The organism is Pseudomonas trutticola BRTCR10, from assembly GCF_056155105.1.
This window is the reverse complement of the sequence record NZ_CM149552.1, coordinates 5,747,966-5,769,293: the sequence shown is the minus strand read 5'-3', so window position 1 is coordinate 5,769,293 and position 21,328 is coordinate 5,747,966. Positions and strand designations below refer to the sequence as shown.

At 59.7% G+C, this 21,328-nt stretch carries 17 protein-coding genes; 13 read left to right on the top strand and 4 right to left on the bottom strand.

Going from position 1 to position 21,328, the window contains the following annotated elements; all coding sequences use genetic code 11:
* Positions 1 to 213 precede the first annotated feature (213 nt).
* From ACVVH8_RS26200 to ACVVH8_RS26185, 4 genes are all read right to left on the bottom strand, one after another.
* Entirely contained in the window at positions 214 to 3,705 is a 3,492-nt protein-coding gene (locus ACVVH8_RS26200; RefSeq protein ID WP_475227094.1) for a calcium-binding protein, read from the bottom strand.
* Positions 3,706 to 3,882: 177 nt separating this feature from the next.
* Entirely contained in the window at positions 3,883 to 5,754 is a 1,872-nt protein-coding gene (locus tag ACVVH8_RS26195) for a hypothetical protein (protein WP_475227092.1), read from the bottom strand.
* A 536-nt stretch (positions 5,755 to 6,290) separates the two neighbouring features.
* Positions 6,291 to 7,607, bottom strand: a complete 1,317-nt coding sequence (locus tag ACVVH8_RS26190; protein WP_103303692.1) for a bifunctional DedA family/phosphatase PAP2 family protein — start codon at positions 7,605 to 7,607, stop codon at positions 6,291 to 6,293.
* Between the two features lie 133 nt (positions 7,608 to 7,740).
* Entirely contained in the window at positions 7,741 to 8,460 is a 720-nt protein-coding gene (locus ACVVH8_RS26185) for a DNA-3-methyladenine glycosylase (RefSeq protein WP_103303690.1), read from the bottom strand.
* A gap of 177 nt (positions 8,461 to 8,637) precedes the next feature.
* Between ACVVH8_RS26185 and ACVVH8_RS26180 the strand changes: the two genes are divergently transcribed.
* From ACVVH8_RS26180 to ACVVH8_RS26120, 13 genes are all read left to right on the top strand, one after another.
* Positions 8,638 to 9,909, top strand: a complete 1,272-nt coding sequence (locus ACVVH8_RS26180) for a glutamate-5-semialdehyde dehydrogenase (protein WP_475227090.1) — start codon at positions 8,638 to 8,640, stop codon at positions 9,907 to 9,909.
* A complete protein-coding gene (gene nadD / locus ACVVH8_RS26175) occupies positions 9,878 to 10,600 on the top strand; it encodes a nicotinate-nucleotide adenylyltransferase (protein WP_103303688.1) in 723 nt (240 codons plus the stop codon). The genes ACVVH8_RS26180 and nadD overlap by 32 nt, the downstream gene beginning before the upstream one ends.
* A 72-nt stretch (positions 10,601 to 10,672) precedes the next feature.
* Positions 10,673 to 11,167 carry a ribosome silencing factor gene (gene rsfS, locus ACVVH8_RS26170; protein WP_016986117.1) on the top strand — a complete coding sequence of 165 codons (495 nt, stop codon included), beginning with the start codon at positions 10,673 to 10,675 and terminating at the stop codon, positions 11,165 to 11,167.
* Positions 11,168 to 11,176: 9 nt separating this feature from the next.
* Positions 11,177 to 11,644, top strand: a complete 468-nt coding sequence (rlmH, locus tag ACVVH8_RS26165; RefSeq protein ID WP_475227087.1) for a 23S rRNA (pseudouridine(1915)-N(3))-methyltransferase RlmH — start codon at positions 11,177 to 11,179, stop codon at positions 11,642 to 11,644.
* Between the two features lie 10 nt (positions 11,645 to 11,654).
* On the top strand, positions 11,655 to 13,550 hold the full coding sequence (gene mrdA, locus ACVVH8_RS26160; RefSeq protein ID WP_475227084.1) for a penicillin-binding protein 2: 1,896 nt from the start codon (positions 11,655 to 11,657) through the stop codon (positions 13,548 to 13,550).
* A gap of 31 nt (positions 13,551 to 13,581) precedes the next feature.
* Positions 13,582 to 14,685, top strand: a complete 1,104-nt coding sequence (gene rodA, locus ACVVH8_RS26155) for a rod shape-determining protein RodA (RefSeq protein WP_177431391.1) — start codon at positions 13,582 to 13,584, stop codon at positions 14,683 to 14,685.
* 17 nt (positions 14,686 to 14,702) lie between these two features.
* Entirely contained in the window at positions 14,703 to 15,713 is a 1,011-nt protein-coding gene (gene mltB, locus ACVVH8_RS26150; RefSeq protein ID WP_103303685.1) for a lytic murein transglycosylase B, read from the top strand.
* The gene (locus ACVVH8_RS26145) at positions 15,713 to 16,723 is read left to right on the top strand and encodes a septal ring lytic transglycosylase RlpA family protein (protein ID WP_103303684.1); all 1,011 of its coding nucleotides are present in this window, start codon (positions 15,713 to 15,715) and stop codon (positions 16,721 to 16,723) included. Before mltB ends, ACVVH8_RS26145 begins: the two co-directional genes overlap by 1 nt.
* A gap of 187 nt (positions 16,724 to 16,910) precedes the next feature.
* Positions 16,911 to 18,068 carry a D-alanyl-D-alanine carboxypeptidase family protein gene (locus tag ACVVH8_RS26140; protein ID WP_038361911.1) on the top strand — a complete coding sequence of 386 codons (1,158 nt, stop codon included), beginning with the start codon at positions 16,911 to 16,913 and terminating at the stop codon, positions 18,066 to 18,068.
* 79 nt (positions 18,069 to 18,147) lie between these two features.
* Positions 18,148 to 18,423, top strand: coding sequence for a DUF493 domain-containing protein (locus ACVVH8_RS26135; protein ID WP_095188445.1), 276 nt, complete (start codon positions 18,148 to 18,150; stop codon positions 18,421 to 18,423).
* Positions 18,423 to 19,070, top strand: coding sequence for a lipoyl(octanoyl) transferase LipB (lipB, locus tag ACVVH8_RS26130; protein ID WP_475227081.1), 648 nt, complete (start codon positions 18,423 to 18,425; stop codon positions 19,068 to 19,070). The genes ACVVH8_RS26135 and lipB overlap by 1 nt, the downstream gene beginning before the upstream one ends.
* 25 nt (positions 19,071 to 19,095) lie before the next feature.
* The gene (gene lipA / locus ACVVH8_RS26125) at positions 19,096 to 20,094 is read left to right on the top strand and encodes a lipoyl synthase (RefSeq protein ID WP_160768663.1); all 999 of its coding nucleotides are present in this window, start codon (positions 19,096 to 19,098) and stop codon (positions 20,092 to 20,094) included.
* A 250-nt stretch (positions 20,095 to 20,344) separates the two neighbouring features.
* A complete protein-coding gene (locus tag ACVVH8_RS26120; protein WP_475227079.1) occupies positions 20,345 to 21,295 on the top strand; it encodes a S66 peptidase family protein in 951 nt (316 codons plus the stop codon).
* Positions 21,296 to 21,328: the final 33 nt, after the last annotated feature.

Genomic DNA, 21,328 nt, shown 5'->3' with positions numbered 1-21,328 from the left:
GAAATCCCTGAATGGATCAGAGCCCGTCTCATCGAAACGTGGTCGTTTGGTGGAACTGCCTGGCAGTTCAGGCGCCACAGGCGAGCGTGGTCGAGGTTTTTGCCGCATAAAAATTGCACTCCATGTTCAATGAGCGAGCCGATCCGTCGGCTGGCTCTGGTAAACCCGGTTCGACGCAGAGGACGAATAGGGCACAAACCAGCAGGTAAAGCGTCAGGCGGTTTGGCTCGCCTTGATAAACAGGTCCTGTTCCTTGATGCGCAGGGCTGGATCGCTATCGATGCTCCAATAGTTGTCCACTGAGTTGTAGTAAACCCTCCCGGACATGGGCGGTGTAAAGCCGATGTTCTTGACGGTGATTTTCGTCGCCAGCTCTTTCTTTTCCTGATGCAAACGAATATCGGCCATCAAGCTGTCGAGGTCTGCGTAGCCCTGCGCGTCGATTGCGTAAAGTTGCATCACTTCAAACAGCAGCTCGACCTGGTAGATATTGCCGGTCGACGTCGCAACGCTGATCGACTCCACCGGGCCGGCGTGGTCCAGACTGGGAAGTTGAATGACGACGCTACCGATTTGCAGATGGTGTGCATCCAGCCGGATATCGTCGCGGGTAATCTTTTCAGTCATTTTTGTAGTGAAAATGGTCCATGCCGACGCGTCGGACGTTTGCGCAATGGCCCCGGGAGTGGACAGGCTGAACGTGCTGTTGCTGACCGGATAGACATCGTAGGTAGACGCCTGGCCGTGCAATACGTAAGTGCCATTGTGTGGCGGTGGCGGAAAGTTGATTTCCTGGGGTTTGGCGCCCAGTTGCACGGGTTTGATGGGCCCAGGTCTGACGAACGGGTACTTGCCTTGCCTGAGTTTCAGGCATTCCCGGGTCGTCAGGGTTTTGCTGCCTGGTGCATCGGCGTCTTCCCGGTAGGGCACGCGCGGAGCGGCAACGTTATACGAGGTGCCATCGCGCATGATCAGTACGATCGGGTGTCTGACCTGCACGAGGGTGGTCCTGATATTGTTGAAGCCGGTCTGACTATCGCGTTCTTTTCTGGCCTTGATCACACCGGTGAAATTAAGCAGCTTCGACGGAAGACGCAGCCAAAGGTTGAACTGTTCGTACTGCAAATAGCGAACGCCTGCCGCATTGCTGCTGACACTGACGTCGTAACTGACCCTGACATCGAGGATTTCGTCGGCGTCGTAGTCCAGATGAAGGGTTCGGGCGGCTTTGGCAGTGCTGGCGGGGGCGAAAATATTCAGGCGCTTTCCATTGCGCGAGACAAAATGATGCGCGGCCGGGTGCGTAAAGATATCAACCGTGCCGCTGTTGGCGATGTGCGGCGCAGGTGGGCGGTCGCCAATGACCAGCACCCGGCACTCGACGTCATGATCCAGGTTATCCGCCAGTTCCAGCGCCAGTATCGGTTCCAGTTCGTAACGGTCCTGGGTCTTGAGCAGCAGCCGGCTGTTTTTTATCACGCGTTTGTCGTCGATCTGTTGATAAACCCCTTCAATCGTCAACACATGATCGGGCTCCTCGCCATCCACGCCTTTGAGGGAGGTGACGACCAGCGAGGTGCCAATGACCTGCCAGCGTTGAATCCGCGCCAACGGCCAGCCGAACTCGATGATGCTCGTTTCCTTGCCGTCTTCGATGATCACGGGGCGTGCTGCGGTGTCGGCGATGTAATAGCGATCGATGCCGACGCCGCCACCGACCCGACAGTCCGTCCCGCGGATGATGATCGTATCGTCACCGGCACCGGCCGTGACGTGGTCGTTGCCGTTGGCCGAAATCTGGTTGGCCTCGTCGCTGCCGGTGATTCGATTTGAGCCATTGCGCAGTGTCGAAACATTTTCGATGGATTGGAGTTGTGCCACTTCCAGGTCAGCGACCGTAGCATCGTGACTTCGCAACGCGATCTTGCCGGTCTGCAGGTTCACGTCGTAACCCACATGGCGAGTATCGCGGGTCGGGCGCGAGCCTTCGAAGGTCAGCGTGTCATTGCCTTCACCTGCATCAAGGACGCTGCTTTTTGCCGGTTTTTCTACCCGCGCGAATTCCTGGTGGGTGCTCTCGAAATAGAACACATCATTCTTGTCACCCCCGGTCAGTATTTTCTCGCCTTCGGCATAACTGAAAATATTGTGCCTGGCCTGTACGCCGACAACCTGATCATTGCCGCCACCCAGTCGCCACAAAATGGCCTTGTCGTCCCCGGGTGTGCCGGTGATCACGCCTTTGAGGTCGGCCGGCAGCCCGTCGCGGGCGTCGATGCGGTCATCGGCGCTGATTACGGTGGGCAGCTTGTCTGCTTTATAGGGTTGTTCGCCCAGCGTTTCGTCCCACTGGTAGCGCCAGACTTTCACCGGTTCGAGCACCACCCGGTAGTTGCCATTGACGACATGTTCCACATAATTCTTGTAGGCGCCTTCAAGCAGTTGCTCGGTCGCGCCCTGCAGTTGTTTTTGATAGTGAGCGGAGAACTGTGCGATTTTGAAGCGATCCATGACGTCTTCATCCAGCTCCTGCCGGGTGAAGGCGAACCAGCCGGAGCGCAAGCGTTCGTGGACGGTCAACTCGATGTAATCATCGATGTCGTCGACAACCCTGACCGCCCGGTAGATTTCTGCCGTGAGGATGAGCACAACAGCCGCGAGGATGCCCAGTGGGCCGGCGATGGCACCAAAGCCGAGCATTGCGGCGATGCCGAGCGCGATGCTGATGACTGCGCCTGCCACCGCCAAACCGCCCGCAACGTAATGATCCTGGCTTTCCTTGCCGGAAGTTGCGGCGGCGGCATTGAACGATTTGATCGCACTGACTATGTCAAACGGCAAAGTGATGATGCTCGCGATCAGCCCGGCGCCCCGAGAAAGGTATTTTCCTACGGTGGTGGCGGGGAACCGCCCGAACATCTTCGAACCATTCTGAAGCATCGCTTCACCGGTTTTGGTCAAGCCCCGCTCGATGATCAAGGATCCGAGTTCAGCGCTGATGGCGCCACCGTTGAACGCCGCTTCGCCCCAGTCACCGACCTTGATGGCTTCTACCAGACCCATATAACCGCTGTAGATGCCATAAGCCTGCAAACCCACGCCAGCACCGCTGGTGAGGTAGGTTTTGCCCTTGTGGACCCAGGATGGCAGGTAGTCGAGAGCGTCGACGCGGCGGATATCGATTTTCTGCGCGGCATTGGTCAGCTTGTCCAGACGATCTATCTGGCTGCCGGGCGTGACCGGTTCGGCGCTGACCATGAGAGCGGGCGCATCGACCGAGCGCAATGTGGAAATCTCGAACATCAGCGTCGCCACGGTCTCACTTGCGGCCACGTCCGTGGCAACGATACGGGCCACGACTTTGGCCGGGTCGAAACTCATGGAGTCGAGAAAGTCCAGATCGGCCACTTTCAGATTGACATTGTCCGGACTGAGGGGCATTCCGTTGATTTTCGCCCCGAGAACCTCAAGCTCGACCCGGGACACGGTGAATTCGCCGATGCGCAACGGGCCATGACGTTTGTCGAGAGACTTGAGTGTCGGTGTTGAGGACTTGTCCGGTTTGGCTGTCGGCTCAGGCAGCGCGGCAGGTACTTGCAGATGCCCGGCCGGTGGTGCGTGGGTGTTGGCCGAAGCGTCGATTTCCGAAACCTCAAGTGTGCGAAAAGTTACCAGTTCGACAGCGGGTTGAATAAGTTTTGCCATTGTTTCAATCCTTTATAAATAACCGCGATGCGGCCCCGGTTTCCATACCGGCGGGCGAACGAAAGTGCTCCCGTAGCGTCATGCGGGAGTTGTAATCATGTTTGTTGGAGTTGCTGTTTATTAGCAGTCGGTAACTTGCTGCGGATTGACTGGCTAGGTCTGTCGGGCGTTTGTTATTCAAGGCCAGACAATGTCATCGCCATATTCTTTTTTATCGCCGGACAACATCAATATCGGTTTGCCACTCGCCTCGACTTGATCAATCAACTGGTCATATTCATGTTTATTGGCTCGTCCGGCATGGGTGGCCGCTTCAATATGTTCGGCGCGGTCCCCGGCCTGCTCGGTAATGTCCTGGACTTTTGCGCCCTTGGTCAGGGTCGAGTTCAACAGCCAGATGCGCTCGGCTTCGAGTCCTGCCTGGGTGACCGAAATCAGGCCTTCATAGTCGTCGTCGGGAAACCAGGTCTGCGGCTGCTCGCGGGCCTTTGAATTGAACAGGTGGTTCTCTTCATGCGGCACGACTTCCAGGGTTCGGGTGTCCAGCGCGTAAATGAACATTTCGGTCTGACGTTCGCGGATCGTCACGTAGTTGCGTTCGTTATCCAGAAAGACTGGATCGTCGGCGTCCGACCAACCGGATGACGAGCTGCTGTCGCTGTCACTGGAGTCACCCGAACTGCTATCCGAAGTGGCCCCACCGGCGCTTTTGCCGGGATATTTGTTGGTCTGGGAGTTGTACTGGAGATACTCGGGGTCCGGTGCGCTGCCATACATCAGGCCTTCCTTCAGACTGAAGGTGGCGCTGATCGGTTTGTGCGTCGCCGCGCCCGGTTTGTGCGCATAACGGGGGAGCATTGCATTGTCATTCGCCAGTTCGAACGGGGTGCGATCATCGCCCCTGAACAAGGCCGGTACGTCAGTTCGATACAGGCAGTCATTCTTGTTGCGCCGATAACCCAACCTGGCCAGCAGTGCCTCACGTAACGGCGTGGTCAGGCTGGTTTCGGGGTGATACCAGTCGTGCCGGGCGCCGTGTTTGAGATTGAGTTCGTTGCTCAGGTCCTGACTCAGCCGGGTGAGAGTCTGCGGATTACTCAAGTCTGCCGTCAGTTGCTTGTGTGCTTGGGCCCACGGCGCAATCTTCAGTTCGGTCTTCATCTCCAGGCGCAAACGCAGCAATTGGCTCGGTAGCAGGTTATAGGACTGCAACAACGCTTCGCGTGCATCCGGGCTGAGTGTCGGGTGCAGCCAGCGCAGGCTGTCGTGCAGCAGGTCAGCGGCCGGGTTTGCCGTGACATTGGCTTCAGCCCATTGCGGGGGCTTGCCGAGTGTTTGCGCTTCTACCCTGAACCGCGCTATGTCAGCCCCTTGAATGGCGTACACCTCCCAGATTTCCTGGTCGGTCCAGTGTTTCAAATGCGTGGGCTGCGCACTGAAACCAGCGCTTGGCGGATCGACCTCAATCCAGTTGCCGTGGCGATCCTTGAAGGCGAAGCGCGTGCCGGTTTCCAGTGAGCCCAGTGCCGGTTTGAGGTGGTAATAACCTTGCCCATCGGGAGAGTGCACCGATGCCGTGTATTGGCTCTGCTTGAGTATGGTGGCGGGTTTGGAAGCGCGCGGCTGTTTGGCCGCGCTTTCGCTTTGCACGTCCCCGGCCGGACCCGGTCTTTTTGCCGGTGTATTGTTTGCCGCTTGTGGCGCTCGGTTGACGACGGGGTTTGCACCGGTCTGGGTCGCGAGTCGCCAGGTCGGGCGTCCGGGATTTTTTACCAAAAGTGGGCCGGACGCATCGCGCTCCGTCAGCAACTTGACCTGACAGGTGCCGAGTGTTGCATCGAATTCGACATGTGCCGTATGCAGTGCGCCTTCATGTTCCACGTCGACGAAGCGGCGTCCGACAATAAATCGAAAGCCCGCTGCATCGGCCTGTTGCAGACCACGCAGGAAGTCGGGTCTCAGCCAGTACTGGTTAAACGGATTGTCTGCTGCCTGTGCGGTAATGCGGCTGCCCGGCAATTCGCTGATGACCACGGCAGGCTTGCGCACCGGATCCCTGCTGGTGCGGGACAGAGAAATTTCAGTCGCCGTATTGTGCGGCCAGGTATCGACCGGCCTGGCGAAAGGCGATGAAGACAACGGGTTGTTGTCGGGTTGTCGAGTAGTGGGTGAATTGTTTTCTGTCTTGTTCGGAGATGTAGTGGGTGGCTTTCTGGGTATCTTCGGGCTCATTGAAACTCCGTTGCCATTGAACTTGTATAAAGTTGGCTGTTGCTGGGTACGTATTGGCAGAGTATTTATTTGACGTGCGCTCAAGTACAAAGCCAAATTCGCGAGAGTGATTTGCTTTGTCGGATGCGGGGTGAGCGCGTGGGCTTAATCTAATTGATTTTGTACTGAGCGTGAGGGGGGAGTTGCAATGCTTTTATCTTGAATGTGTAACTTCAGTTTTTTATTTTCGATAAAACTGAGGCTTGTAGGAAGTTGGCTGGGAAGAATCAGAGATGGGAATAAGAAGTTGGCCTCACTCTCGTCGGAAAAATCCTCGGAGAGTGGGCAGGGGAGATGCGTAAAGAAGCGTTTGATCAGTAGGCGTAGCGCAACAGCGTATGGGGCAAATGACGCAGCACGAAAAAGCCGAACAACGCCACCATTGCCGGCAGGATCAGCCACCAGACCTTGAACGGCATGGCATTGAGCGGCGATTGGCGCTGGTTCAGCCACAGGCTTGCCGCACACATGCAGGCGGCGAGCATGGCGCCGGCGAGAATGTCCGTCGGCCAGTGGGCGCCGAGATAGACGCGCGACAGCGCAATCGCCATTGCCGGTATGCAGCCGATCAGCAGCCACGTCAGTCGCATGCGTGGCGGCTGCCCGCGTCCGGCAAGGACGGCCAGGGTCAGGAACAGCGCGAACGAGCCGGAGGCATGGCCACTGGGCATGCTGTAACTGGTGATCGGATCGGTCAGCACTTCCGGGCGTACCCGGGCGAAAAACTGTTTGGTGACGGTGTTGGCGAGTGCGGTGACGAGGAGGGTGCCGCCCGCGAAAACGGCCTGACGCCACTGGCGGCACACCAGCAACAGGCCAGTCAGCAAGATGCTGAACAGCAACATGTTGCGGAACTCGCCGATCAACGTCAGGGTGACCGCGATTTCATCCAGCACCGGTTGGCGATGTTCCTGGACCAGGGTCATCACGCCTTGATCGAGGGCGGTCAGGTACGGATAACCGATGAACAGACCGATCAGAATCAGCAGGCTCATGCTGCTGATCCAGATCGTCGCGCGGCGGTGGCGGCGCAGGCTGCTGTTCACGCTGAGGCCGACCATGACGGCAATACTGGCGGCAACGATGCCCGCCTCAAGCCAGAAACCTTCCGGCAATGGCAGACGGAAAGCCGCGCCGGTGGCCCAGCCGGGCAGCAGATAGGCGAGGCTCCAGCCGGCGGCGGCCAGCAGGCTGACGGCGGCGAAGCGCGGGAAAGGCATGTCGCACATCCCCGCGACCATCGGCAGCATCGGTCTTAGCGGGCCGATGAAGCGTCCGACCAGCAGACTGGCGATCCCGTAGCGCTGGAAATAGGTCTCGGCGCCCGCCATCCATTCCGGATGATGGCGCAGGCCGGGCAGTCTGCGGATGTTCTGGTGGAAGTGGCGGCCGAGGAAGTACGAAACCAGATCGCCGAGGATGCCGCCGAGAAAACCCAGCAACAGGGTTTCGCTCAACGACAAGGCGCCGCTGCCGGCCATCACTGCCACGGCAAACAGCATCACGGTGCCGGGTACGATCAACCCGGCAATCGCCAGGCATTCGACAAAGGCCACAATGAACACCGCTGCGGCCAGCCATTGTGGATTGGCGGCCAGCCATCCGGTCACGCTATCGAGCCATGGGCCCATACAAACAACTCCATCAAATCTTCAATTGGCCCTTGTGGGAGCGAGCCTGCTCGCGAAAAGGGAGTGTCAGGCGAAATAACCATGGCTGACCGAGCGCTTTCGCGAGCAGGCTCGCTCCCACAGGGAATTCCGTCTACTTCAAATCTGCTTCCGACGTGGGCAATACAAAATAATCGCGACCTTCGACCTGACCCCGGCGCAGCGGGTTCCGCGTGCACCATTGAGCGTAAGCAGCGTCGACGAAGCGATACATCAAGTGCTCGTCACGACCGTGAGGGATGCCCAGGCGCGTGGTTTGAATGATGTGCGAGGGCGCCGGCCCGGTATCTTCCACCAATAGCACCTCATGGTCGAAACGCTTGGCGTCCCATACCGGCACCTTCAAGCCGAGCGCCTTGCACAGCAATGTCTGGCCGGCGCAGAGTTTCTGCGACGGGCGCGGACGACCTTGTGCATCCGGATTGTTCAGCAGCATCTGCGCCAGACTCGCCGGGCCGCTGATTTCATCGACCCACGGATAAGCCGATTTGATCAGTACCGCATTGCCGGGCCCTTGCGCACTGAAGTTCAGCGAATCGCCGCCGCGGGCGTAATACATATAGATGTGGCCACCATCCAGAAACAAAGCTTTACGTTTTTCTGTGTATCCGAGGGAGGCGTGACTGCCTTTTTCTTCGCAGTAATAGGCTTCGGTTTCGATGATTCGCGCGCTCAGCCACAGATTGCCGACCCGGTGGCGGATGACTTTTCCCAGCAGATCCCGGGCCAGCAGCTGCGCGTCACGGTCGAAAAAAGCGTCCGGAAGGCCCAATGGCAGGCGCTCGGCGCTGTTGCGAATGGTCAGGTTGGACATGGCAGGCAGGGGTTATCCAGGCTGAGAAGGTCGGAATGATAACAATCCGAGGCTTAATTACGGCTGAACATTGGCAATTCGCAATCCATTTCGACCATCCGCCCGTCACCGCTGTTAGTCCCGGGACGCGACAGCTATAATCTGCCGCTTTCCTCTTTGCCAAGACCCCAGCAGACCATGACTGAGTCCGTTCTTGACTACATGACCCGATTGGGTCGCGCCGCCCGCGAAGCCTCCCGGGTCATCGGCCGTGCCAGCACCGCGCAGAAAAACCGCGCCTTGCAGGCCGCTGCCAATGCGTTGGACGCTGCTCGTGCGGAGCTGGCCGCAGCCAATGAACAGGATCTGGCCGCTGGTCGCGCCAATGGTCTGGAGCCGGCATTGCTGGAGCGTCTGGAACTGACCCCCGCACGCATCGACGGCATGATCGTTGGTTTGCGCCAGGTGGCGGCATTGCCGGATCCGGTCGGGGCAATCCGTGACATGAGCTTCCGCCCGTCGGGGATTCAGGTTGGCAAGATGCGCGTGCCACTGGGGGTGATCGGGATCATTTACGAGTCCCGTCCCAACGTGACCATCGATGCCGCCAGCCTGTGCCTGAAGTCTGGCAACGCAACCATCCTGCGCGGTGGCTCGGAAGCGATTCACTCCAACCGTGCCATTGCTGCCTGCATTCAACGCGGTCTGGCCGAGGCAGAATTGCCCGCTGCCGTGGTGCAAGTGGTCGAAACCACCGACCGTGCCGCCGTCGGCGCGATGATCACCATGCCCGAGTACGTCGATGTGATCGTCCCCCGCGGTGGCCGCGGCCTGATCGAGCGCATCAGCCGCGATGCCCGTGTGCCGGTGATCAAGCATCTGGATGGCATCTGCCACGTTTACGTCAGTGCTCACGCCGATCTGGCGAAAGCCCAGCGTATCGCCTTCAACGCCAAGACCTATCGCTACGGCATCTGCGGTGCGATGGAGACATTGCTGGTCGATCAAACTGTTGCCAAGGATTTCCTGCCGTCGATGGCCGCCCAGTTCCGCGAAAAAGGCGTTGAGCTGCGTGGTTGCGAGCGCACCCGGGCGATTATCGAGGCCGTAGCGGCCAGCGAAGACGACTGGAGCACCGAGTACCTGGCGCCAATCCTGTCGATCCGCGTGGTCGACGGTCTGGACCAGGCCATCGAACACATCAACCATTACGGCTCGCACCACACCGACTCGATCGCCAGCGAAAACCTCGCCGACACCCGCCGGTTCGTGGCCGAAGTCGACTCGGCGTCGGTGATGATCAACACCCCGACCTGCTTCGCCGATGGATTTGAATACGGATTGGGTGCCGAGATCGGCATTTCTACTGATAAGCTGCACGCCCGCGGCCCGGTGGGCCTCGAAGGACTGACCTGCGAGAAGTACATCGTGGTCGGAGATGGCCAGTTGCGCGGCCAGGCGCCGGTCTGACTTGACCGACCTCGACCTGACAGCGCCGCAAACCGGCAGCGAGTCTCGCCCCCGACGCATCGGCGTGCTGGGCGGAACGTTCGATCCGGTGCACATCGGCCATTTGCGCGGTGCGCTGGAAGTCGCCGAGGCGCTAGCGCTTGATGAGTTGCGCCTGACGCCGAGCGCGCGGCCGCCGCATCGCGATACGCCGCAGGTGTCGGCGCAGGACCGGCTGGCGATGGTCGAGTGCGCGGTGGCCGGAGTGCCGCCGCTGGTGGTGGACGCCCGCGAATTGCAGCGGGACAAACCGTCCTACACCATTGATACCCTGGAGTTGATGCGTGCCGAAATGCCCGCCGAGACCCAGGTTTTTCTGCTTTTGGGCTGGGACGCATTTTGCGGCCTGCCCACTTGGCACCGCTGGGAAGAGTTGCTCCAGCATTGCCATATCCTGGTGCTACAGCGCCCGGACGCCGACAGCGAACCGCCGGATGCCTTGCGCAACCTGCTGGCAGCGCGTTCGGTGAGCGACCCGCTGGCCCTGAAAGGGCCGAGCGGACAGATTGCATTCGTCTGGCAGACTCCGCTCGCGGTCTCCGCCACCCAGATCCGTCAACTGCTGGCCAGCGGTAAGTCGGTACGTTTCCTGGTGCCCGACGCGGTCCTGGCCTACATCGATGCGCACGGTCTGTATCGTGCGTCGAACTGAACAAGGCGTGCTTCACTGATACGAATCCACGTGTCGCCAAGCCGCCGAAAATATGAGCAAAACGAGTTTTATATGACTGACAAAGACCAAACCAAAGTTAAGCGCAAAGGCACATTCAAGAGCGCTCCGCTGCCAGAGCCGGTCAACACCAACGAGCCGCTGAAAGGTGACGAACTGGTCAAGCTCGCTGTTGCAGCCCTGGAAGACGTCAAGGCGCAGGACATTCAAATCATTGATGTTCGCGACAAGCAAAGCATCACTGACTACATGATCATCGCCACCGGTACGTCCAATCGCCAGATCAACGCGATGCTCGACAAGGTTCGCGAAGAAGTGAAAAAGCAGGGCGCCAAGCCGCTGGGCGAAGAAGGCAAGGGCGACAGCGACTGGGTACTGCTCGACCTCGATCTGGTGATCGTGCACATGATGACTGCCTCGGCGCGTCAGTTCTACGACCTGGAGCGCCTGTGGGCCGGTGCCGAGCAAAGCCGTGCGGCCGACGCCAAGCACCACAGCCCGGAAAACACCCACGAGCATTTCACCAAGCTCAACAAAGACCAGCTGTAAGGGATTGCTGTGCGACTGCGACTGATCGCCGTCGGTTCACGCATGCCCAAATGGGTGGAAGAAGGCTGGCGTGAATATGCCAAGCGTCTTCCGTCCGAGCTGGCGCTGGAACTGGTGGAAATACCGCTCAACACCCGTGGCAAGAATGCCGACGTGGCCCGTTTCATCCGCCAGGAAGGCGAAGCCATGCTGGCCAAGGTCGGGCCGAACGAGCGGATCGTCACGCTGGAAGTCCACGGCAAACCCTGGAGCACCGAGCAGCTTGCGGTCGAACTCGACCGTTGGCGGCTGGATTCGCGCACGGTCAATTTCATGGTCGGTGGACCGGAAGGTCTGGCGCCGGAAGTCTGCGCCCGCGCTGATCAGCGATGGTCGTTGTCACCGTTGACGCTGCCGCACCCGCTGGTGCGGATCCTGATCGGCGAACAGTTGTACCGTGCCTGGACCGTGCTGTCCGGTCACCCTTACCACAAGTAAGCCTGCCCTCATGTCTCAGCCGATCCGCATCAAGGACCACGAAAAGGACGCACGCCTGGTGCGTAGCCGCGTCGTGTTCGGGGCCGTTGTGGTGGTGGCGCTGATTTGTGTGCTGATTGCGCGGCTGTATTACTTGCAGGTGATCCAGTACGAGTACCACTCGACGCTGTCGGAAAACAACCGCGTCCACGTTCAGCCGATTCCGCCGACGCGCGGGCTGATTTTCGACCGCAACGGTGTGGTGGTGGCGGACAACCGGCCGAGTTTCAGCCTGAGCATGACCCGCGAGCGCTCCGGCGACTGGCAGCAAGTGCTTGATGTGATCGTCGAAGTGCTGGAACTGACGCCCGAGGACCGGGTGATCTTCGAGAAACGCATGCGTCAGGGGCGCCGGCCATTCGAGCCGGTGCCGGTCCTGTTCGAGCTGACCGAAGAGCAGATCGCCCGCATCGCGGTGAATCAGTTCCGTCTGCCCGGCGTTGAAGTGGTCGCGCAATTGGTTCGTCACTATCCACAGGGCGCGCACTTCGCGCACTCGGTGGGTTACATGGGGCGGATCAACGAGAAAGAGCTGAAGACCCTCGACCCGGTCAACTACAGCGGCACCCACCACATCGGCAAGACCGGTATCGAGCGTTTCTACGAGCCGGAGTTGCACGGTCAGGTCGGTTACGAAGAAGTCGAGACCAACGCCCGTGGCCGCGTCTTGCGCGTGCTCAAGCGTACCGATCCGATTCCCGGCAAGGATATTGTCCTCAGCCTCGACATCAAATTGCAGGAAGCGGCCGAAGCTGCGCTCGGCGGGCGTCGTGGTGCGGTGGTTGCGCTGGATCCGAAGACCGGCGAAGTGCTGGCCATGGTCAGTCAGCCGAGCTTCGACCCGAACCTGTTCGTCACCGGGATCAGCTTCAAGGCCTACGCCGAGCTGCGCGATTCCATCGACCGGCCGCTGTTCAACCGTGTGCTGCGCGGTCTGTACCCGCCGGGTTCGACGATCAAGCCGGCGGTGGCGATTGCCGGTCTCGATTCGGGTGTGGTGACGGCGTCGAGCCGGGTGTTCGACCCGGGCTACTACATGCTGCCGAACTACGATCACAAGTACCGTAACTGGAACCGCACCGGTGACGGCTTCGTCGACCTCGATACGGCGATCATGCGTTCCAACGACACCTATTTCTACGACCTCGCGCACAAGCTGGGCATCGATAGGCTGTCGGCTTACATGAACAAGTTCGGCATCGGCCAGAAGGTCTCGCTGGACATGTTCGAAGAATCTCCTGGCCTGATGCCGTCTCGCGAATGGAAACGTGCGACCCGCAAGCAGGCCTGGTTCCCGGGCGAAACCCTGATTCTCGGGATCGGCCAGGGCTACATGCAATCAACCCCGCTGCAACTGGCCCAGGCCACGGCGCTGGTCGCCAACAAAGGCGTGTGGAACCGCCCGCACCTGGCCAAATCCCTCGAAGGGGTGAAGCCGGTGGACGAAAACCCGATGCCGGACATTATCCTGCGTGATCCGTCGGACTGGACCAAGGTCAACCACGGCATGCAGCAAGTGATGCACGGTGCCCGCGGCACCGCGCGCAAAGCGGCCATTGGCGCGCAATACCGTATCGCCGGTAAATCAGGTACGGCGCAGGTGGTGGCGATCAAGCAGGGCGAGAAGTACGACCGCTCCAAGGTTCAGGAGCGCCATCGTGACCACGCCTTGTTCGTCGGCTTCGCCCCGGCCGATGACCCGCGAATCGTCGTGTCGGTGATGGTCGAGAACGGTGAATCCGGCTCCGGCGTTGCCGCGCCAGTGGTGCGTCAGGTCATGGACGCCTGGCTGCTCGATCAGGACGGACGTTTGAAGGCCGAATACGCCAGCCCAATCAGTGCGGAGGCTACGGCCCGTGATGAATAATTTTGATCGCATGCTCTCCAGTGAGGATGTGATGCGTCGCCGCGCGACGCTGCTGCAAAGACTGCATATCGATGGCCCGTTGCTGATCCTGCTGCTGATCCTCGCCGCCGGCAGCCTGTTCGTGTTGTATTCGGCCAGCGGCAAGAGCTGGGATCTGCTGGCCAAACAGGCCACTTCGTTCGGCATCGGTCTGGTGTCGATGATCGTCATCGCCCAGTTCGAGCCGCGTTTCATGGCGCGCTGGGTGCCACTCGGTTATGTGATCGGCGTGGTGCTGCTGATGGTGGTGGACATCATGGGCCACAACGCCATGGGTGCCACGCGCTGGATCAACATCCCCGGGGTGATCCGCTTCCAGCCCTCGGAGTTCATGAAGATCCTGATGCCGGCAACCATTGCCTGGTATCTGTCCAAACGCACCTTGCCGCCGCAACTCAAGCATGTCGGCATCAGCCTGATGCTGATCGGTGTGCCCTTCATTCTGATCGTGCGTCAGCCCGACCTCGGCACCTCGCTGCTGATTCTCGCTGGTGGCGCGTTCGTGCTGTTCATGGGCGGCTTGCGCTGGCGCTGGATTCTCAGCGTGCTGGCGGCTGCCGTACCCGTGGCCGTGGCCATGTGGTTCTTCATCATGCACGACTACCAGAAGCAACGAATCCTGACGTTCCTCGACCCGGAAAGCGATCCGCTCGGCACGGGCTGGAACATCATTCAGTCGAAAGCCGCGATCGGTTCCGGCGGCGTCTTCGGCAAGGGCTGGCTGCTCGGCACCCAGTCGCACCTGGACTTCCTGCCGGAAAGCCACACCGACTTCATTATTGCCGTACTGGGCGAAGAGTTCGGTCTGGTGGGCATCTGCGCGCTGCTGCTGATTTACCTTTTACTGATCGGCCGAGGGCTGGTGATCACCGCTCAGGCGCAGACGCTGTTCGGCAAATTGCTCGCTGGCGCGTTGACCATGACGTTTTTTGTTTACGTTTTCGTCAACATCGGTATGGTCAGTGGCCTGTTGCCGGTCGTAGGGGTGCCGTTGCCATTCATTAGCTACGGAGGAACTTCGCTGGTGACGCTGCTGTCAGCGTTTGGGGTTTTGATGTCGATCCATACCCATCGCAAGTGGATCGCACAGGTTTGAATAAGGTGAAGAGTTCAATGCAAGTAATGCGTGGCTGGGCGACTCGATGCGCGCCGCTGGTTGGCCTGATGGGCCTGCTGGGCAGCGTCCAGGAAGCGCTGGCCGGCGAATACGAAGGCTCACCTCAGGTGGCCGAATTCGTCGGTGAAATGACCCGCGACTACGGTTTCGCCGGTGAGCAATTGATGGGTGTTTTCCGCGAGGCTCAGCGCAAACAGGCGATTCTCGACGCCATCTCCAGACCCGCCGAGCGGGTCAAACAGTGGAAAGAATATCGCCCGATGTTCATCACTGACGCGCGCATTGCGCGAGGTGTGGACTTCTGGCGCCAGCACGAGGCCACTCTGGCGCGTGCCGAGCAGGAATACGGCGTGCCGGCACAAGTCATCGTGTCGATTATCGGCGTTGAGACCTTTTTCGGACGTAATACCGGTAATTACCGGGTGATCGATGCCTTGTCCACGCTCGGATTCGACTATCCTCCCCGTGCCGAATTTTTCCGCAAGGAACTGCGTGAGTTCCTGCTACTGGCCCGTGAAGAGCAGGTCGATCCATTGACGCTCAAAGGCTCGTACGCCGGGGCCATGGGCCTGCCGCAGTTCATGCCGAGCAGTTTTCGCGCCTATGCGGTGGACTTCGACGGTGACGGCCACATCAATATCTGGAACAACCCGGATGATGCGATCGGCAGCGTCGCGAGTTATTTCAAGCGTCACGGCTGGGTCGCCGGTGAGCCGGTGGTCAGCCGGGCGGATGTGCGCGGCGAGCAGGTCGATGAAGGTCTGACCACCGGCATCGAGCCGACAAAGACGGTTGGAGAGTTGCGAGCGCTGGGCTGGTCAAGTCATGATGCGCTGCGCGATGATATGCCGGTTACTGCATTTCGCCTCGAAGGCGACAACGGCCCTGAATACTGGATGGGCCTGAAGAATTTCTACGCGATCACGCGTTATAACCGCAGCGTGATGTACGCCATGGCCGTACATCAACTGTCTGAACAGCTGGTACAAGCACGGGGCGTCAAGTAATGCGGGCATTGCCTAACAATAAACCCCTGAAGCTGGTGGCATTCGCTGCGTTGGCGGTATTGGTCGCCAGTTGCACGACCAGCCGTTCCCCGACGCCGAAAACCGCCAATACCGTTGTGCGAGCGCAGCCGGGTCTGGATATCAACCGCGCGCACAAAGATGGCGCGCCGTGGTGGGACGTCGATGTGTCGCGCATCCCGGATGCCACGCCGACCCTGCACACCGGTCCGTACAAGGCCAACCCGTACACCGTACTGGGCAAAACCTACTTCCCGTTGCAGGAATCCAAGACCTACGTCGCCTCTGGCACGGCGTCGTGGTACGGCACCAAGTTTCACGGTCAGAACACCGCCAACGGCGAGGTTTATGACCTGTACGGCATGAGCGCCGCCCACAAGACTTTGCCACTGCCAAGTTACGTTCGGGTGACCAATCTGGACAACAACAAGAGCGTGATCCTGCGAGTCAACGACCGTGGGCCGTTCTACTCTGATCGCATCATCGACTTGTCTTACGCGGCCGCCAAGAAACTCGGTTACGCCGAAATCGGTACGGCGCGGGTCAAGGTCGAAGGCATCGATCCCCAGCAGTGGTGGGCCGCCAAGGGCCGTCCGGCGCCTTTGATGCTCAACGAGCCACAAGTCGCGCAGAACAGCGCTCCGGTGATCACGGCCTCGGCCGGCACTGTCGAGCAGTGGACGCCGCCGCCGCAACAACATGCCTCTGACACCGTCCCTGTGCCGATGAGTGCAAAAAAAAACGCTTCTGCAACAGCAACTGGCCAGTATCTGCAGGTGGGCGCGTTCGCCAACCCGGACGCTGCAGAACTGCTGAGGTCGAAGCTCAGCGGGATGGTGAGCGCTCCGGTGTTCATCAGCTCGATCGTGCGCAATCAGCAGACCCTGCACCGGGTTCGCCTGGGGCCGATCGGCTCGCCGGGTGAAATTGCCCAGGTGCAGAACAGCGTGCGCCTGGCCAACCTTGGTTCGCCAAGTGTGGTCACCGAGTAATACGTAGAACTTGATTGACGGTTCACTTGCGGTATTGGGGGGTGAACCAGGTTGTTGGCTCGTCGAAGAACAAAAGCCCGGCAAGGGTGACTGGAGTGAGCAACTGAACACGCGATGGCTCGTTAGAAAGTCATCTGATTAAATTTTGTCCGCAAGGACAGTTTCCATTAGCGATTTCGAGAGACGGATGAACATCACCACCTTTGCCAAACGCCTGTGTCTGCTAGTCCCGCTGCTCCTCTCGCCAGCCGCCTTCGCGGCCGAGATGATGCCGTCGCCACCTCAACTGGCCGCAAAAGCTTACGTTCTGATGGACGCCAGCAGCGGCAACGTGCTGGTCGAAAACAATGGCGACCAGCGCCTGCCTCCGGCCAGCCTGACCAAACTGATGACCGCGTACATCGCTACGCTGGAAATCCGTCGCGGCCAGATCGGTGAAAACGACCCGGTGACCGTCAGCGAAAACGCCTGGCGCACCGGTGGTTCGCGGATGTTCATCAAGGTCGGCTCGCAGGTGACGGTCAGCGACCTGCTGCACGGCATCATCATTCAGTCCGGCAACGACGCCAGCGTGGCGCTGTCCGAGCACATCGCCGGCAGCGAAGACGCCTTCGCCGACCTGATGAACAAGACTGTCACCGATCTGGGCATGACCAACTCCCACTTCATGAACCCGACCGGTCTGCCAAACCCTGAGCACTACTCGTCGGCTCACGACATGGCGATCCTGGCCCGCGCGATCATCCACGAAGACCCGGCTCACTACGCGATCTACTCGCAGAAAGAGTTCTTCTGGAACGGTATCAAGCAACCTAACCGCAACCTGCTGCTGTGGCGCGACAAGACTGTTGACGGCCTGAAAACCGGTCACACCGACGAAGCCGGCTACTGCATGGTGTCCTCGGCTGTACGTGACGGCCAGCGCCTGATCGCTGTAGTGTTCGGCACCAACAGCGAAGTGGCTCGCGCCGCTGAAACCCAGAAGCTGCTGACCTACGGTTTCCGCTTCTTCGAAACCCAGACCTTCTATCAGAAGGGCACCGAACTGGCTCAGGCCCCGGTGTGGAAAGGCACCACCAATCAAGTCAAGGCCGGCCTGGCTGAAGACCTGACCATGACTCTGCCGAAAGGCCAGCTGAAGAAGCTCGCTGCCAGCATGACCATGAACCCGCAACTGACCGCGCCAATCGCCAAGGGCGACGTGATCGGTAAAGTCGAAGTCAAGCTGGAAGACAAGGTCGTGCACAGCGCTGACCTGATTGCTCTGGATGGCGTCGAGGAGGGTGGTATCTTCCGCCGCATGTGGGATAGCATCCGTCTATTCTTCTACGGCTTGTTCAACTGATTTGTGTTGACCTGCATGGCCCCGCCCCGATCCGGTGCGGGGCCATGTGCGTTACCACGGCTTACGAGGCCGTTACGCCATGACCGATACCGAAGTAAAGGCGCCAAAGATCGAATTCCCTCAGACTGATTATCCGATTAAGGTGATCAGCGATACGGGCGTCGGCCACAAAGACAAGATCATCGAGATTGTGAAGAAATTCGCGAAAATCAACGATGAGCGTGTTGACGAGCGCTCGAGCAGCAACGGCAAATACACCACTATCCAGTTGCACATCGTCGCGACCGACCAGGATCAGCTGTACAACATCAACAGCGAACTGCGGGCGACCGGCTTCGTGCACATGGTGTTGTGATGTCTGGCACGCTGGGCTTTCGTGAGCTCGGCCAGATGGCTTACGAGCCGGTCTGGCATGCCATGCAACGCTTTACCAACGAACGCGGCAGCGATACCGCCGACGAAATCTGGCTCGTCGAACACCCGCCGGTGTTCACTCAGGGCCAGGCCGGCAAGGCCGAACATCTGTTGCTGCCGGGAGATATCCCGGTGGTGCAGGTCGATCGCGGCGGGCAGGTGACTTATCATGGCCCCGGCCAATTGGTGGCTTACCTGTTGCTGGATGTGCGCAAGCTGGGTTTCGGCGTGCGTGATCTGGTCAGTCGCATGGAGCTTTGCCTGATCGAATTGCTGGCCAGCTACGGCGTGACCGCAGCGGCCAAGCCCGATGCTCCCGGCGTCTACGTCGATGGAGCGAAAATCGCTTCACTGGGTTTGCGGATTCGCCACGGTTGTTCCTTTCATGGCCTGGCCCTGAACGTGGATATGAACCTGGAACCGTTTCGACGGATTAATCCCTGCGGCTATGCCGGGCTGGCGATGACCCAGCTGAGCGATCACGCAGGATCGATTGAATTTGCCGAGGTAAGTGCCCGGCTGCGTGCGCAGCTCGTCAAACACCTCGACTATGCTGAGCAGACGACCCTGACGGGCGGAATCGACTGATATGACTACTGATGCAGTGCAAACCATGATCCCGACGCTCGACGTGACCGAGCGCCCGGCCCCGCGTCCCAAGGTTGAAGCCGGCGTCAAGCTGCGCGGCGCCGAGAAGGTTGCACGCATCCCGGTAAAGATCATTCCGACCACCGAACTGCCGAAAAAACCTGACTGGATTCGTGTACGTATTCCGGTTTCGCCGGAAGTCGACCGGATCAAGAGCCTGCTGCGCAAACACAAGCTGCACAGCGTTTGCGAAGAAGCGTCCTGCCCGAACCTGGGCGAATGCTTCTCCGGCGGCACCGCGACTTTCATGATCATGGGCGACATCTGCACCCGTCGCTGCCCGTTCTGCGACGTTGGCCACGGTCGTCCGAAGCCACTGGACGTCAACGAGCCGGAAAGCCTGGCCATCGCCATCGCTGACCTCAAGCTCAAGTATGTGGTGATCACCTCCGTTGACCGCGACGACCTGCGTGATGGCGGTGCTCAGCACTTTGCCGACTGCATCCGCGAAATTCGCAAACTGTCGCCGAACGTGCAGTTGGAAACCCTGGTTCCGGACTACCGTGGTCGCATGGACATCGCCCTGGAAATCACTGCCGCCGAGCCGCCGGATGTGTTCAACCACAACCTGGAAACCGTACCGCGCCTGTACAAGGCTGCGCGTCCGGGTTCGGACTACCAGTGGTCGCTGACCCTGCTGCAACGCTTCAAGCAGATGATGCCGCACATTCCGACCAAATCCGGCCTGATGCTGGGTCTAGGCGAGACCGACGAAGAGGTCATCGAAGTCATGAAGCGCATGCGCGAACACGACATCGACATGCTGACCCTCGGTCAGTACCTGCAACCGTCGCGCAGCCACTTGCCGGTGCAGCGTTTCGTGCACCCGGACACCTTCGCCTGGTTCGCCGAGGAAGGTTACAAGATGGGCTTCAAGAACGTTGCTTCGGGTCCGCTGGTGCGTTCTTCGTACCACGCCGACGAGCAGGCGAAGCTGGTCAAGGCTGAGCTGCTGGGTTCCTGATCCAGCGCTGAAGGCTTCACAAAATACCCGCCTCGGCGGGTATTTTTGTATGGGAAGTTTGACCACTTAACCTGTGGCGAGGGAGCTTGCACCCGCTGGGTTGCGCAGCGACCCCAGTATGCTTGGGACTGCTGCGCACTCTAGCGGGAGCAAGCTCCCTCGCCACAAGTTACTGGGCCACAATGCCTCTTTTGTTTATATGTGTTCCTGACTACTGTGTCTGCACGACTTCACACACGGAGCCCCACGGATGACCGTTCGACCGACCCACACCCTGTTCCCGCATAAACCTGTACCGGCCTTGCCGTCAGAGGGGCTGATCGGTGTCATTGCCCCAGCCGGCCCCGGCGCGCTGGACACGGACAAGGCTGTGCAGTGGATGCGTGCCCGTGGTTACGAATTACGGGTGTTCCCGGGGGTTTATGAGAAGGACGGCTACCTGGCCGGCAGCGATGACGTGCGACTCAACGATTTGCATGCCGCATTCGCTGATCCCGAGGTCGACGCCATTATCTGCCTGCGCGGTGGCTACGGTACGCCACGGCTGCTGGACCGTATCGACTTCGATCTGCTGAGCCGCAACGCCAAGCCGTTTGTCGGCTACAGCGACATCACCGCCCTGCACCTGGCCATCAGCCGTTACGCAGGCTTCGTAACCTTTCACGGGCCGTTGCTCAATGCGGACTTGTTGGGTGACAAGGAACCGCCGACCGTCGCCTCGTTTTTCGCCATGCTCCGTGGCCAGGTGAAGGCGGGGAGTGTGTTGAGTCACCCGGTGGCTCACCCATTGACCACGGTCGAGCCCGGGATCGCCCATGGACGCTTGCTAGGCGGCAATCTGGCAATGATCGCCTCGACCCTCGGTACGCCTTATGAAATCGATGTCGAGGGGGTGATTTTGCTCATCGAAGATGTCAACGAACCGCTGTATCGCATCGACCGATTGCTGACCCAGATGCGTCTGGCCGGCAAGTTGGCAAAACTGCGCGGTGTGCTGGTCGGGGATATCGCGGGGGTAGAAGTCGAGGCGCTCAACTGCTTGCTCAAGCAGACTTTCGAACCGTTGCGGATTCCGGTGCTATCGGGGTGGCGTAGCGGGCACTGCGATCCGAATCTGACGCTGCCGTTGGGCGCGCTGGTTCGACTGGATGCGGGGAAGAAGGAGTTGATGCTGGAGCAGGATGTGGTGGTTCGACGGTAGAGAGTTATCGTCAATTCGTCAGTCTTCGCGGGC

What these genes read in the sequence shown, in the direction of transcription:
- mrdA (WP_475227084.1), top strand. Translation starts at nt 11,655, where the DNA reads ATGTCTCAGCCGATCCGCATCAAGGACCACGAAAAGGACGCACGCCTG.
- ACVVH8_RS26120 (WP_475227079.1), top strand. Translation starts at nt 20,345, where the DNA reads ATGACCGTTCGACCGACCCACACCCTGTTCCCGCATAAACCTGTACCG.
- ACVVH8_RS26140 (WP_038361911.1), top strand. Translation starts at nt 16,911, where the DNA reads ATGAACATCACCACCTTTGCCAAACGCCTGTGTCTGCTAGTCCCGCTG.
- mltB (WP_103303685.1), top strand. Translation starts at nt 14,703, where the DNA reads ATGCAAGTAATGCGTGGCTGGGCGACTCGATGCGCGCCGCTGGTTGGC.
- rodA (WP_177431391.1), top strand. Translation starts at nt 13,582, where the DNA reads ATGCGTCGCCGCGCGACGCTGCTGCAAAGACTGCATATCGATGGCCCG.
- lipB (WP_475227081.1), top strand. Translation starts at nt 18,423, where the DNA reads ATGTCTGGCACGCTGGGCTTTCGTGAGCTCGGCCAGATGGCTTACGAG.
- lipA (WP_160768663.1), top strand. Translation starts at nt 19,096, where the DNA reads ATGATCCCGACGCTCGACGTGACCGAGCGCCCGGCCCCGCGTCCCAAG.
- nadD (WP_103303688.1), top strand. Translation starts at nt 9,878, where the DNA reads ATGGCCAGTTGCGCGGCCAGGCGCCGGTCTGACTTGACCGACCTCGAC.
- ACVVH8_RS26200 (WP_475227094.1), bottom strand. Translation starts at nt 3,705, where the DNA reads ATGGCAAAACTTATTCAACCCGCTGTCGAACTGGTAACTTTTCGCACA.
- rsfS (WP_016986117.1), top strand. Translation starts at nt 10,673, where the DNA reads ATGACTGACAAAGACCAAACCAAAGTTAAGCGCAAAGGCACATTCAAG.
- ACVVH8_RS26145 (WP_103303684.1), top strand. Translation starts at nt 15,713, where the DNA reads ATGCGGGCATTGCCTAACAATAAACCCCTGAAGCTGGTGGCATTCGCT.
- ACVVH8_RS26185 (WP_103303690.1), bottom strand. Translation starts at nt 8,460, where the DNA reads ATGTCCAACCTGACCATTCGCAACAGCGCCGAGCGCCTGCCATTGGGC.
- ACVVH8_RS26190 (WP_103303692.1), bottom strand. Translation starts at nt 7,607, where the DNA reads ATGGGCCCATGGCTCGATAGCGTGACCGGATGGCTGGCCGCCAATCCA.
- ACVVH8_RS26135 (WP_095188445.1), top strand. Translation starts at nt 18,148, where the DNA reads ATGACCGATACCGAAGTAAAGGCGCCAAAGATCGAATTCCCTCAGACT.
- ACVVH8_RS26180 (WP_475227090.1), top strand. Translation starts at nt 8,638, where the DNA reads ATGACTGAGTCCGTTCTTGACTACATGACCCGATTGGGTCGCGCCGCC.